This is a genomic window from Cellulomonas telluris, from assembly GCF_004886325.1.
Lineage (GTDB): Bacteria > Actinomycetota > Actinomycetes > Actinomycetales > Cellulomonadaceae > Cellulomonas > Cellulomonas telluris.
In genome coordinates this window covers 356,810-370,134 of sequence record NZ_QXFN01000001.1, presented here as the reverse complement: position 1 = coordinate 370,134, position 13,325 = coordinate 356,810, and the positions used below count along the sequence as shown (strand labels likewise).

General features: G+C 74.3%; 13 protein-coding genes. 4 read left to right on the top strand and 9 right to left on the bottom strand.

The features are described 5' to 3' along the window. Positions 1 to 4: 4 nt before the first annotated feature. Positions 5 to 1,714 (bottom strand): SpoIIE family protein phosphatase, encoded by a 1,710-nt coding sequence (locus tag FB586_RS01850; RefSeq protein ID WP_246036325.1) that lies wholly within the window; start codon positions 1,712 to 1,714, stop codon positions 5 to 7. After that, positions 1,711 to 3,024, bottom strand: coding sequence for an MFS transporter (locus FB586_RS01845; protein ID WP_136517623.1), 1,314 nt, complete (start codon positions 3,022 to 3,024; stop codon positions 1,711 to 1,713). The genes FB586_RS01850 and FB586_RS01845 overlap by 4 nt, the downstream gene beginning before the upstream one ends. A gap of 95 nt (positions 3,025 to 3,119) precedes the next feature. Here FB586_RS01845 and FB586_RS01840 point away from each other — a divergent pair, with 95 nt between their 5' ends. Further along, a complete protein-coding gene (locus FB586_RS01840; protein ID WP_136517622.1) occupies positions 3,120 to 3,659 on the top strand; it encodes a hypothetical protein in 540 nt (179 codons plus the stop codon). 37 nt (positions 3,660 to 3,696) lie between these two features. Here FB586_RS01840 and FB586_RS01835 read toward each other — a convergent pair whose 3' ends face one another. The 7 genes from FB586_RS01835 to FB586_RS01805 all read right to left on the bottom strand — a co-directional run bounded on the left by FB586_RS01835 (position 3,697) and on the right by FB586_RS01805 (position 9,404). Beyond that, on the bottom strand, positions 3,697 to 4,167 hold the full coding sequence (locus tag FB586_RS01835) for a hypothetical protein (RefSeq protein WP_136517621.1): 471 nt from the start codon (positions 4,165 to 4,167) through the stop codon (positions 3,697 to 3,699). Continuing rightward, positions 4,164 to 5,438, bottom strand: a complete 1,275-nt coding sequence (locus tag FB586_RS01830; protein ID WP_136517620.1) for a WXG100 family type VII secretion target — start codon at positions 5,436 to 5,438, stop codon at positions 4,164 to 4,166. Before FB586_RS01830 ends, FB586_RS01835 begins: the two co-directional genes overlap by 4 nt. Further along, on the bottom strand, positions 5,435 to 5,764 hold the full coding sequence (locus tag FB586_RS01825) for a type VII secretion target (protein WP_136517619.1): 330 nt from the start codon (positions 5,762 to 5,764) through the stop codon (positions 5,435 to 5,437). Before FB586_RS01825 ends, FB586_RS01830 begins: the two co-directional genes overlap by 4 nt. A gap of 28 nt (positions 5,765 to 5,792) precedes the next feature. After that, positions 5,793 to 6,122 carry a DUF4333 domain-containing protein gene (locus FB586_RS01820; RefSeq protein WP_222928258.1) on the bottom strand — a complete coding sequence of 110 codons (330 nt, stop codon included), beginning with the start codon at positions 6,120 to 6,122 and terminating at the stop codon, positions 5,793 to 5,795. A 165-nt stretch (positions 6,123 to 6,287) separates the two neighbouring features. Then, a complete protein-coding gene (locus FB586_RS01815; protein ID WP_246036322.1) occupies positions 6,288 to 7,289 on the bottom strand; it encodes a type IV toxin-antitoxin system AbiEi family antitoxin domain-containing protein in 1,002 nt (333 codons plus the stop codon). 385 nt (positions 7,290 to 7,674) lie between these two features. Then, the gene (locus tag FB586_RS01810; RefSeq protein WP_136517618.1) at positions 7,675 to 8,769 is read right to left on the bottom strand and encodes an inositol-3-phosphate synthase; all 1,095 of its coding nucleotides are present in this window, start codon (positions 8,767 to 8,769) and stop codon (positions 7,675 to 7,677) included. Beyond that, complete coding sequence (locus tag FB586_RS01805; protein WP_136517617.1) at positions 8,766 to 9,404, bottom strand: PadR family transcriptional regulator; 639 nt, start codon at positions 9,402 to 9,404, stop codon at positions 8,766 to 8,768. The genes FB586_RS01810 and FB586_RS01805 overlap by 4 nt, the downstream gene beginning before the upstream one ends. Before the next feature lie 306 nt (positions 9,405 to 9,710). Between FB586_RS01805 and FB586_RS01800 the strand changes: the two genes are divergently transcribed. From FB586_RS01800 to FB586_RS01790, 3 genes are all read left to right on the top strand, one after another. Next, positions 9,711 to 12,188, top strand: a complete 2,478-nt coding sequence (locus FB586_RS01800; RefSeq protein WP_136517616.1) for a transglycosylase domain-containing protein — start codon at positions 9,711 to 9,713, stop codon at positions 12,186 to 12,188. Positions 12,189 to 12,365: 177 nt separating this feature from the next. Next, on the top strand, positions 12,366 to 12,659 hold the full coding sequence (rpsF, locus tag FB586_RS01795; RefSeq protein ID WP_136517615.1) for a 30S ribosomal protein S6: 294 nt from the start codon (positions 12,366 to 12,368) through the stop codon (positions 12,657 to 12,659). 95 nt (positions 12,660 to 12,754) lie between these two features. Beyond that, positions 12,755 to 13,288: a single-stranded DNA-binding protein gene (locus FB586_RS01790; RefSeq protein ID WP_136517614.1), complete on the top strand. Its 534-nt coding sequence runs from the start codon at positions 12,755 to 12,757 to the stop codon at positions 13,286 to 13,288. The last annotated feature ends 37 nt before the right edge of the window (positions 13,289 to 13,325 follow it).

Genomic DNA, 13,325 nt, shown 5'->3' with positions numbered 1-13,325 from the left:
CCGGTCAGGGGTCCCGGACCACCAGCAGGCAGACGTCGTCCTCCTGGTGGCGTCCGACGAGCTCGTCGACGAGGGCGTCGCGCACCTGCTCGGCCGTCGCACTGGCGGGGACCGCGGCGAGCGCGGCCCGCAGCACGGCGATGCCCTCGCGCAGGGTGCGGTCGCGGCGCTCGACGAGGCCGTCGCTGTAGAGCACGAGGGTCGAGCCCGGCGGGACCGTCCTCGACGCCTGCGTGCCCCGCCCGGGTCCGGCCAGCCCGACCGGGGTCGTGGCACCGCCCGTGAGCTCGACGACGTCCCCGTCGGGCAGCCGCACGAGCGCGGGCGGGTGCCCGGCCGTCGCCCACGTGAGCCGCGCGCCGGCGTCCGTGCGCTCCCAGCGCACCTGGACGCACGTCGCGAGGTCCGCGATCTCGAGGCCGCGCACGAGCTCGTCGAGCCGCGCGAGCGCGCCCCCCGGCTCGTCGCCGCTCCACACCGCGGCGCGCAGCAGCGAGCGCAGCTGGCCCATCGAGGCGGCGGCGCGCAGGTCGTGCCCGACGACGTCGCCGACGGCGAGGCTGACCGCGCCGTCGGGCAGGGCGAACGCGTCGAACCAGTCGCCGCCCACCTCGGCGCGCCGGCCCGACGGCAGGTAGGACGCGGCGACGTCGAGCCCCGCGACGTCGCCGAGCACGGGCAGCAGGCTGTGCTGGAGCGTCACCGCGGCGTCCCGCTCCGCCAGGTACAGGCGGACGTTCTCCAGCACCACGCCGGCGCGGCTGCTCAGGTGCGCCGCCGTCACGACCGCGTCCTGGCCGAAGGCGTCGGTGCGCTCGTGCACCAGGCACAGCACGCCGATCACCCCCGAGCGGGCGCGCAGCGGCACCACCAGCGCCGAGCCGAGCCCGAGCGCGCGCAGCAGGGTGAGCTGGCGTGGCGTCGTGCGGCCCGGCAGGGAGTCGACGTCCACGACGAACGGCTCCGCGACGTGGTCGGTCCCCGAGGCGAGCGCCTGCTGCACCCGCGAGGAGTTGAGCAGCCACTCCGGTCCCTCGTGCCCCAGCGCGACGGCCTCCGCCCGCCGGCCGGGGTCCGTCGTGACGACGTGCACGCGCTCGAACCGCCCGCGCTCGTTCGTCACCGCGACGAACCCCCACGTCGCCATCCGCGGGACCACCACCTCGGCGAGCGCGTCGACGGCGTGCCCGTACTCCAGGTGGCGCGTGAGCTCGTCCGTCACCGCCGAGAGCAGCGCCAGCCGCTCGCCCGTCTGCCGCGCGAGCGTCAGCTCGGTCTCGCGCACCGCGTCCCCGACCGCGCGCGCGGTGACGTCCACCTGCACGCCGACCCGGTGTGTGACGCGCCCGTCGTCGTCGCGGACGTGCGTGACGACGAGCTGGTTCCAGAACTCGCTGCCGTCCTTGCGGGCGTTGAGCAGCAGCTCGACGTGGTCCTCGCCCGCCTCGAGCGCGGCGCGCAGGCGCGCGAGGGCGTCCCGGTCCGTGCGCGGGGTCTGCAGGAAGCGGCAGTTGCGCCCGCGGACGTCCTCGGGCGCCCACCCGGTCAGCCGCGTGAAGGCGGCGTTCGTCCAGACGACGGGCTCGTCCGGCTGCGACGGGTCGGTCAGCACCATGGCGAGCGTCTGGTCGACCAGCACGCGCCGGGCGAGGTCGCCCGTGAGGACGTCCTCGAGGACGGTCGGCGGCAGGGGCAGCGCGTCGGGGGCGCTCACGGCGCGACCGCTCGCGGCACCGGCCCCTCGGCCCGTGCCGGGGTGTGCGGCGCCGCCGCGTACAGCACCGCACCGGCCGCGTAGACGACGGCCAGCGCGACGAACACCGGGCGGGACCAGCCGCTGTCCGGCAGCGTCACCGCGGCGAGCGCGGCCGCGCCGACGAACGCGGCGTTGTAGAGCACGTCGTAGAGCGAGAACGCGCGGCCGCGGTACGCGTCGACGGTGTCGCGCTGCACGATCGTGTCGACCGCGATCTTCGCCCCCTGCGCGGCGAGGCCCAGCGCGAGCGCACCCGCGAGCACGGCCCACCGCTCGACCGTCACGGCGAGCAGCAGCTGGCTGACCACCGCCAGGCCCAGGCACAGCACGATCCAGCGGTGCGGACCGGTGCGCGGGCTGAGCACCGGCGTCAGCACGACCGCGAGGGCGAAGCCGACGCCGCTGACGGCGAGCACGGTGCCGAACGTGCGCAGGCCGGCGTCGACGTCCGCGGGGTCGGAGAGCAGGTTGCGGGAGATGAGGATGCTGGCGATGAACACGGCGCCGTAGCAGAAGCGGTGCAGCGCCATGATGCCGAGCGCCTGCGCGGGCGTGCGCCGGGCCACGAGCCACCGCGCACCGGCGACGAGGCCGCGGGCGAGGTCGACGAGCGCGGCGCGCACGTCCGACCGGGCGGCGCGCTCGTCGGGGCCGAGCTGGTCCGGACGCAGGCGCGTCGCGAGCGCCGACGCGCAGGCCATGACCGCCGCCGCGACGAGCAGCGAGATCGCGTCGCGCAGCCTGCCCGTCGGCAGGACGAGCCCGAGGACGAACCCGAGGGCACCGCCGACGCCGGCGGCCGCGGCGCCGAGCGTCGGGGTCAGGGAGTTGGCCGTCAGCAGGAGGGGCCCGTCGACGACCTTCGGCAGCGACGCCGACAGCGCGGCGAGCAGGAACCGGTTGACCGACAGCGTGACGAGCGCCAGCACGTACACCGCGGGCGTCACGCCGCTGGTGAGCATCACCACGGCGATCGTCAGCGTCAGCGCGACCCGCACGAGGTTGCCCCACAGCAGCACCTGCCGGCGCCGCCACCGGTCCAGCAGCACGCCCGCCCACGGTCCGACGATCGTGAACGGCAGCAGCAGCACCGCGAACGCGGCCGCGACACCCGTGGCGGTGCTCGCGTTCTCCGGCGAGAAGAAGAACAGGGTCGCGAGGCCGACCTGGAACATGCCGTCTGACGTCTGGCTGACCAGACGGACGGCGAACAGGCGCCGGAAGCCGCGCAGCGGCCAGAGCGCCCGGAGGTCGGAGATCACCTGCACGCGGGACAGGCTATGCCCGGGGCGGCCCTCGGTCCGTGCTCGGCGGGGGCCGGCCGTCGGGCTACGCTGCCCGGCAGCCGTGGACGGAGGACGACGTGGACAGGGACGAGCGGGACGAGGTCGACCTCGTCGCGGAGCTGCGCGAGGCCGTCGAGCGGCGCGTGCCGGACGACGTGATGGTGCGGGAGACGGACGACGGCTTCGCCGTGGGGTTCCGCCACCCGTTCGAGGACCGCATCGGGAGCACGCAGGGCCAGGTGCGCTCGTGGGCGATGGTCCGCTGCGACCCGGCGACCATGACGCTGCGCATCGAGGACATGCGCTTCAGCGCCGGCACCGACCGCCTGACGGGCAAGGTCGGCGTCGCCGGCTTCCGCGGGCGGGAGAACGCCGTGCGGTCCGTGGCCGTGTACGCCCCGGGCCCCGACGGCGAGCCGGTGCTCGTCGAGCGGCAGGTGCAGCGCACCTCCACGCTGCACGGGGCCGTGCGCGGACCGGCGGCGGAGCTGGGGTGGCACGAGAAGCAGCCGCTCTCCGCGACCGTCGGCAAGGTCGTCGGCGCGATCGCCGGGGCGGGGGCGCTCCTCACCCTCGTCGTGCTGGGGGTGCTGGCGCTCACCGGCCGGCTGGGCTGACGGCGCCCCGGCGCTCCCGTGGCCGGCGCGACGGCCGTCAGTCGGCCGTCATGCCCCCGAGCACCGCGGTGAACTCCGGACCGACGACCGGCAGCTGGTCCGCCGTGCACACGGCCGTGAGGACGACCACCGCGGTCGTCCCGTTCTCCTGCACCGCCCCGAGCAACCCGTCGAGCTGGCGCAGGTCGTAGCGCACACCGTCGACCTCCGCCTGCCCGGCCAGCAGCTGGGTGAGCCCCGGCGCGGGCCCGTCCGTGCCCGTCGTCGTCAGGCGCAGGCGCTCGGCCGTCCCCGTCTGCCGGGCGAGCCGCAGCGCGGCCTCGTCGGCGACCCGCTCGAGCGGCGCACCCGCGGGCAGCAGCGTGCGGCGCACGCTCATCAGCGGCGTGTACCCGCCACCCAGGCCCGCGCGCCCGACCAGCAGCTCGACCCCCTCCACCCCGACCGCGCCGGGGTCCAGGGGCCGCCACAGGTCGTTGGGCCACCGCAGCGTCACCATCTCCGTCACCACCAGCTCGCGATCTCGTCGGCCAGCTTCTGCCCCGTCTCGACGACCTCCGCCGGGTCGATCACGATTCCGACGGAGAGCTCACCGCCCAGACCGAACGCCGCGCCGCCGCTGACGCCCATGCGCCACTTGCCGTCCTCCATGCCGAACTGCACGGAGCCACCGGCACCGGCGCCGGCCCAGCCCTCGGCTCCCGCGCTGATCCCGATGCCGCCGAGCGTGGCCTCGCCTTCCACCGAGACCTTCGCTCCGGCGAGCGCCTCGCCGCTGAGTTCGACGCCGTCCGTCGTGAACTGCGCCTCACCCCTCGCGTAGGCGCCCACCTGCGCAGTGCCGCCCAGGTGCGCGTCCGCCCAGTCGTTGCGGTAGCCGACCCGGCCCTCCGCCTTCGCGACGTTCGCCTCGGCGTTGGCAGCGGCGTGGAACCCCTTGCTGTTCGACCACGACGCGGACCCGGTGGCCTCGGCGGACAGGACGGACACGCTGCCGTTGCCGTACACCTGCGCGCCCCCGCCGAGGGGGCGCGTGAAGCTGCCCTGCGTCCGCCACACCCAGGCGGCACCGTGCACGGACGCGAGCACCGCGGAGAGGCCGAGCTCCGGCGGTCCGCTCGGCCCCGGCGCCCAGGACGGGCCGTCGCCGAAGTGCTTCTTCCACTGGTCGCTCTTCGCCGAGCCCCACGACCAGCTGCCCTCCGCGCCCGGGCCCTCGGAGCCGCCCTGCGTCATCGTGCCGCCGCCGACCTCGACGAGCGCCATGATCGCGGTGTGCCCGGACTCGTCCAGCGCCGTGCGTGCGTCCTCGAGGATCTCGCGCGCCTCGCGGCGGTCGGCCTCACCGCTGTCGACGAACACCGGGTGCATGCCCCCGCCGTGCTGCGCGAAGCGCACTGCGGCCTCCTGGTAGTCGGCGCGGGCACGCGCGGTGCGCTCCTCGCCGCGGTTCCACCGGTCGATCGCGTCCTGCGCCTTGTCCTGCGCGCTCGTGATCGCGTCGGCGTGCGCCTCGAGGGCGGTCGCCGCGTCGGCGAGCAGGTCGGACGCCGTGAACCAGACCCCCGGCACGGGGCCGAACGACCCCCAGAACGCGTCCGCTCCCTCGCCGGTCCAGGACGGCGCACGCAGGGCCTTGAGCTGGTCACCGGTGTCCGACAGCCGCGTCGACCAGGACCGCAGCGTCGCGGCGGCCCCGCGCACGTCGCCCGCGACCCCCGGGACGAGGGCGACCGGGTCGTCGGACTCGCCGAGCTCGGCGCTCGCGGGCGCCGTCACCGCGACTGGTCCAGGTGCGCGTCGAACGCGGGCAGGCGCAGCGCGTCGACGGCGGACGAGGCGCCGTCGTCCGCGGAGCAGTAGAGGCGCGACGCCTCACGCAGCTGGTCCGCGTGCTGCCCCAGGTTCGCCACCAGGGCGTTGAGGACGTCCGAGGTGAACTGGCAGAACTGCGGCAGCGCCTGCGCGAGCTCGACGTGCCCGGTCGACTCGGCACCCGTGCCCGCGGTCGGCAGCGCCGGGCAGCCGTACTCGGCCCCCACGCCGTCCAGCGCGTCGGCGAGGGCGCCGACCTCCTGCGCGCTCACCGAGATCGACACGTTCATCGCACCCCTCCCGCCCGGACCGGTCCCGTCAGGACCCGTCCGTCATCGGCTGGTCGTCCACCTGGACGTCGAAGTCGACGGTGTCGCCCGACACCTCGGTCGCGGTCACCGTGACGCCGTACCGCTCCTCGCCGGCCGTCAGGACGCACCGCGTCGTGGCGTCCACCCGGGCGTCGAGCTGGTCGTCGCACTCCACGTCGTCGGGGGCGACGCCGACGGACTCCTCGAGGGCGCTGCTGACCTGCGTCGCGAGCTTCTCCGGCTCCACGCCCGGGCCGAGGTCCACGTCCGCGGAGACCGTGCAGGCCGCGAGGGCCGGCATCACGAGGACGGCGGCGAGGGCGGGACGGAGGCGCACCAGGGCATGCTGCCACGGGTGCCGCAGGCGCCGCCCGACCTGCTCGCGGGTGACACCCGACCGGAGCAGCGCCACGCCGCACCCGGACCTGCCACCCCGCGCTGCCGCACGACCGGGTGTGCAGCGTCGGTCACGCGTGACAGGACGGACGCTGCACACCGACGGTCAGGGACGGGGCAGGGGGCAGGCCGGGGAGCAGGGAGTGGGACGGGGGCGCCAGCCGCGGGACGCGAGGGCGCGGGCGACCTGGACGGCCGCGGCGCAGGGCGTCGCGACCACGTGCCGCCAGCGGAACCGCAGCGTCACGTCCGCGCGGTCCAGCAGGACCGCGTTGTCGCGCCACACGTCGTCGTCGGTCGTGCCCGACGGGTGCGCGAGCCGGCCGTCGAGCTCGACGCGCACACCCAGGCCCACGTAGACGCGGTCCGCGCGTATCCACGTCCCGCCGACGCGCTCGCGCACCTGGGCCGCCGACCGGGGGAGCCCGTGCCGACGCTCGACGTCGCGGTCGTAGCGTCGCTCGAGCGGCGACTCGACCCCGGCCCGCACGTCCTCGACGACGTCCCGCAGCAGCGCCCGGTGCCGCAGCGCGGTACGCGCCTGCGCGGCCCGGGCGACGGCCCACGGGTGCACGCCCGCACGCACCGCGTCGCAGAGCAGGCCCACCACGTCGTCCTCCGTGAGTGCGTCGTGCACCAGGTCGAGCACCGTGGCCTCGCGCGTCGTCGCGGGCAGGCGCCCGCAGACCGGCGGCATGCGGCGCCGACGCCGGACGACCACGCCCGCGTGCGGTCGTACGTACCGTTCGACGGGCACGCTCACGACGACCTGCGTTCCGGGCCGCCGCACGATGCCGTGGACGTACGCCGCCGAGACGTGCGAGAGCGCCGCACCGGGACCCGCCGCCACGAGCGCCGCGCGCGCGGACTGGCGCCACGTCGGCGGTCCGGACTGCAGCAGCACGACGCCACGGTGCAACCGCTGCCACTCGCCGGACGCCACGCGGCGTGCGACGCGCCCCCGGCTCGTGCCCGCGCGGACGAGCTCGTCCGTCGTCACGACGCCGTCGCGCCGCAGCACCGCCGTGCGCACCGGCTCGGGCAGCCCGGCGACGCCCGGCAGCCGTGCCACGTCCACGGGCGCCCGCCCGCCGTCGTCCCACCGCACCCCGCCACCATGCCGACGCCCGGGGCCGCGGGACGCCACCGACCCCCTCCTGTGGACGAGCTTGACGGTCCGTGTGCAGCGTTCGTCGCGCCGGACGGGACGAACGCTGCACACTGCGGACGTGGTGGGGCCGGGGAACGGGCGAGGGCCCGACGAGCACGTGCTCGTCGGGCCCTCGGCCTCCGCTGCGCTCCGGATCAGCGCTCCACGCCTGTGGTCGCGCCGATCCTGCGCTCCGCTACGCGCGGGTGCCTCACTCGGCTCGACCCCCACGCTCCGCTGCGCTCCGGATCAGCGCTCCACGCCTGTGGTCGCGCCGGTCCTGCGCTCCGCTACGCGCGGGTGCCTCGCTCCGCTCGACCCCCACGCTCCGCTGCGCTCCGGATCAGCGCTCCACCTCACCGCGGATGAAGGCCTCCAGCTGGGCACGGCCCTTCTGGTCCTCCATCTGCACCGGCGGGGACTTCATGAAGTACGTCGACGCCGACAGGATCGGGCCGCCGATGCCGCGGTCCTTCGCGATCTTCGCCGCGCGCAGGGCGTCGATGATGACGCCGGCCGAGTTCGGGGAGTCCCAGACCTCGAGCTTGTACTCGAGGTTCAGCGGGACGTCGCCGAACGCGCGGCCCTCGAGGCGTACGTACGCCCACTTGCGGTCGTCGAGCCACGCGACGTAGTCCGACGGGCCGATGTGGACGTTGCGGTCGTCCTTCTTGCCGGCCAGCGGGCCGTCGTCGAGGTTCGACGTGACGGCCTGCGTCTTCGAGACCTTCTTGGACTCCAGGCGCTCGCGCTCGAGCATGTTCTTGAAGTCCATGTTGCCGCCGACGTTCAGCTGGTACGTGCGGTCCAGGACCACGCCGCGGTCCTCGAACAGACGGGCGAGCACGCGGTGCGTGATCGTCGCGCCGACCTGCGACTTGATGTCGTCGCCGACGATCGGCACGCCGGCGGCCTCGAACTTCGCGGCCCACTCCGGGTCGGACGCGATGAACACGGGCAGCGCGTTGACGAACGCGACGCCGGCGTCGATCGCGGCCTGCGCGTAGAACTTCGCCGCGTCCTCGGACCCGACGGGCAGGTAGCAGACGAGCACGTCGACCTGCGCCTCGCGCAGCGTGGCGACGACGTCGACGGGCTCGGCGTCCGACTCCTCGATGGTCTGCGAGTAGTACTTGCCGAGGCCGTCCAGCGTGTGGCCGCGCAGCACCGGCACGCCCAGCGGCGGGACGTCGGAGATCTTGATGGTGTTGTTCTCCGAGTTGAAGATCGCCTCGGAGAGGTCGAAGCCGACCTTCTTCGCGTCGACGTCGAACGCGGCGACGAACTCGATGTCGCGCACGTGGTAGTCGCCGAACTGCACGTGCATGAGGCCCGGGACCTTCGCCTGCGGGTCGGCGTCGCGGTAGTACTGCACGCCCTGGACCAGCGATGCGGCGCAGTTGCCGACGCCGACGATGGCGACGCGGATGGAGGTCATCCTCGCTCCTTCTCGGTGTGCGCCTCGGTGGATCCCTCGGCGTCGTCAGTGGCGAGGGCCGGCCGGCCCTCGCTCTCGGTGCGGGCGCGGCGGACGCCGCGCTCGTTGTCGATGAGGCCGTCCAGCCAGCGGACCTCGCGCTCGACCTGCTCGAGGCCGTGGCGCTGGAGCTCGAGCGTGTACTCGTCCATGCGCTCGCGGGTGCGGTTGAACGACTGGCGGATCGTCTCGAGCCGCTCGGTCAGGCGGGTGCGGCGGCCCTCGAGGATGCGCAGCCGCGTCTCGGCGTCCGTCTGGCCGAAGAACGCGAAGCGCACGTCGAAGTTCTCGTCCTCCCACGCCGACGGCCCGGCGGACGCGAGCACCTGCTGCAGGTGCTCCTTGCCCTCGCCGGTGAGCTGGTAGACGATCCGGGCGCGCTTCGTCGCGACGGGGCGCTCGACCGGCGCGTCGTTGCCGACGATCCAGCCCTTCGCGGCCAGCGCCTTGAGGGCGGGGTAGAGCGACCCGTAGGACAGCGCGCGGAACGAGCCGAGCACCAGGTTGAGCCGCTTGCGCAGCTCGTACCCGTGCATGGGCGACTCGGCGAGCAGGCCGAGGATCGCCGGCTCGAGCACGTCGGAACGTCCGCGCACGTCACCCTCCTCCCGCTCGCATCGGCACCGGTCGTCGGTGCCGATGTATCAACTCGATACATCCGGAGAATAGGTCGGCGGGACGGGTCGGGACAACCGGGACGGGCGCACCGACCCCGGCGCGCGTCGGCGGGGACCGTTCGGGGCCGGTGGCGATCATGTGAAGGCACGCCGCGAACCGGAACATCCCGGGCGCCGACCGGGCGACCGCCCCAGGTCGTTCGTCCATACTGAGCCCGGCGCGGTCCCCGCCGTCGGTCGCGACGGGGGACGGCGCCGGACCAGTCGTCGACGGAAGGCCTGGAGTTGGCAGCCTCGAACCGCCGTGCGGCGCCCCCGCGCGCCCGGCGCGCGACGCGTCGCCCCACCACGGAGGCCGGCAAGCGCCGCTTCTGGGACTACCCCCGGTCGGGGTACACGGGCCTGCACCGCTGGCTGCCCTCGTGGCGCGTCGTGCTCGGCACCGTCATCGGCGGCATCTTCCTCGTGCTCGGCGCGGGGGTCGCCGCCTTCTCGCTGGTCCAGCCGCCGGACCCCCTCGACGAGGTCGAGTTCGAGACGACGACCGTCTACTTCGCGGGCGCGAACCCGGGGGAGCCGGGGCCCGTCATGGGGCAGTTCGCGAAGCAGAAGCGCGAGATCGTCGACTACGAGACGCTGCCCGACCACATCGGCAAGGCCGTCGCGGCCGGCGAGGACAAGACGTTCTTCTCCAACCGCGGCATCTCGATCACGGGCATGGCCCGCGCGTTCCTCAACAACGTGCAGGGCAAGCCGACGCAGGGCGGGTCGACGCTGACGCAGCAGTACGTCGAGCGGTACTACCAGAACACCACCACGGACTACCTGGGCAAGGCGAAGGAAGCGATCCTCGCCATCAAGATCACCCAGCGCGAGTCCAAGGAACAGATCATGGGCCGCTACCTGAACACGATCTACTTCGGTCGTGACTCGTACGGCATCCAGGCCGCGGCGCAGTCGTACTTCGGCAAGAACGCGGCCGACCTGACGGTCTCCGAGGCCGCGCTGCTCGCGGCCGTCATCCCGTCCCCGAACAACTGGGACCCCGCCAACAGCCCGGAGAAGGCGGAGCAGCGCTGGGGCCTCGTGCTCGACTCGATGGTCGACTCGGGATGGCTGACCGCGGCGGACCGCGCCGCCCAGGTGTTCCCCGCCACCGTGCCGTACGCGCGCGGCGAGACGTTCCGGGGCCCCAACGGGCACCTGCTCAAGATGGTCGAGGACGAGCTGCTCGCCACGAAGCTGTGGCGCGAGGACGAGCTGCGCACCAAGGGCCTGTCGATCGTCACGACGATCGACCCGGCGCTCCAGCAGGCGGCCGTGGCGTCGGCGGACGCGCTGCGCAGCGGCGGGCTGTCGGAGGGCGAGGTGCCCAACGAGCGGCTGCGGGTGTCGATCGTGTCGGTCGACCCGGCGACGGGAGCGATCGTCTCGCTCTACGGCGGCCCGGACTACCTCGCGGACGCGCGGAACACCGCGACGTTCGACCGGATCCAGGCGGGCTCCACCTTCAAGCCCTTCACGCTGGTCGCCGCTCTCGAGCAGGGCATCGGTCTCAGCAACCGGTACAGCGGCCACTCGCCGCAGGAGTTCGACATCGGCGAGGGCGAGCCGTGGCGCGTCCAGAACTTCGGCAACGACTCGTTCGGGTCGATCGACCTCGCGACCGCCACCGCGCACTCGGTCAACACCGTGTACGCGGAGCTCAACCTCGAGGTCGGGCCCGACAAGACCGCCGAGGTCGCCAAGCGCGCCGGCCTCACGACGGAGCCGCAGGTGCTGGCGTCCAACGTGCTCGGCTCCGACGACGTGTACCCGCTGGACATGGCCAACGCCTACGCCACGTTCGCCGCGCAGGGCGTGCGCCACGACCCGCACATCGTGGCGAGCGTCACCAACACCGACGGCTCGGTCGCGTACACCGCCGACACGACCGGTCAGCCCACGTTCGACCCGGCCGTCATGGCCGACGCCACGTACGCGATGACGCGCGTCGTGGAGGAGGGCTCCGCGGAGGGGTGGGTGTCGCCCCTGGGCCGGCCGATCGCCGGCAAGACGGGTACGTCGAGCCTCAACAAGTCCGCCTGGTTCGTCGGGTACGTGCCGCAGCTGGCGACGGCCGTCGCCCTGTCGCAGGACGCGGTCGACGGCAAGGGCAAGGACTCCATCTCGGAGTTCGGGTACTCCGCGGGCGGACGTCGCCTGACGGAGATCACCGGCGGCACGTACCCCGCGGCGCTGTGGGCGCACTACATGGGGCAGGTCTTCGCCCAGCCGCGGTACGCCGAGGTCGTCGACTTCCCGGCGCGCGCGAACGTCGGCCGCAAGCCGACCGCGACGGCGACGCCGACGCCGACCGAGACGGCCGCGCCGGAGCCGACCCAGGAGGCTCCCGCCGAGGTCCAGGTGCCCGGTGGGCTGGCGGGCCGCCGCGAGGCGGACGCGGTCGGGGCCCTGCAGGGGGCGAACCTCGTCGCCAGCGTGACGTACGAGAGCTCGGCGGACGTCGACAGGGGACGGGTCATCCGCGTCCAGCCCGGTGAGGGCAGCACCGTGCCGACGGGCTCGACGGTGACGATCGTGGTCTCCAGCGGTCCGCCGCCGCAGCCGACGCAGGCACCGCCGCCCCCGCCGGAGCCCACGCAGCCGGCGGAGCCGCAGCCCACGCAGACGGCCGGTGCCGGCGACGGCGGCGGCGGAGCCGGTGGCGGCCAGGGCGGCGGCGGTGAGGGCGGCGGTCAGGGCACCGGCCAGAGCGGCTGACGTCGCGCCCGGGTGACCGGGTTCGGACCTGGCGTCCGGACCCGGTAGGCTGGGCCGCTGCCGTCCCTCGCGGACGGTTCCGTGCGCCCTCTCCCCGGCTCGGGGCGGGGGTGCGCAGACGCACGAGACCCTCCTGTCACGGACCGACCGTGACCGCGAAGACCAGAGGAGGTGGGTATGAGCCTGCGTCAGTACGAGATCATGATCATCCTCGACCCCGAGATCGAGGAGCGCACCGTCGCCCCGTCGCTCGACAAGTACCTGACGGTCGTCAAGACCGAGGGTGGCACCGTCGACAAGGTGGACGTGTGGGGCCGTCGTCGCCTCGCGTACGACATCAAGAAGAAGGCCGAGGGCATCTACGCCGTCGTCGACTTCACCGCGACGCCCGCGACCGCCAAGGAGCTCGACCGCCAGCTCGGCCTCAACGAGGTCGTCCTGCGCACCAAGGTCCTGCGCCGCGAGGCCTGAGCCCGCGTGTGGGTGCCCGGCCCTAGGGTCCGGGCAGCACCCCACCCGTGCGGCACAGCCGCAGTCGATCCGTCGGAACGAGCGAGGAGGCCGCCATGGCCGGTGAGACCACCATCACGGTGATCGGGAACCTGACCGGGGACCCGGAGCTGCGCTTCACCCCGTCCGGGGCCGCGGTCGCGAACTTCACCGTCGCGTCCACGCCGCGCACGTTCGACCGCCAGAGCAACGAGTGGAAGGACGGCGAGACGCTGTTCCTGCGCTGCTCGATCTGGCGCGAGGCGGCCGAGTCCGTCGCCGAGTCCCTCACCAAGGGCACCCGCGTCATCGTGACCGGGCGGCTCGTGCAGCGCTCCTACGAGACCCGCGAGGGCGAGAAGCGCACCGTGTACGAGCTGCAGGTCGACGAGGTCGGCCCGTCGCTGCGCTACGCCACGGCCAAGGTCACCCGGACCCAGCGGTCCGGCGGTGGCGGCGGCTTCGGCGGCGGCGGCGGCGGTGGGTTCGGCGGCGGTGGCGGCGGCTACGGGGGCGGCCAGTCGTCCTCCGCCGGCCAGGCCGACGACCCGTGGGCCACGCCCGCGGGCGGGTCCTCCGGCGGCGGCTACTCCGACGAGCCCCCGTTCTGATCGGCGCTCGCACCACCTGAAGACGCACATCCCCGAG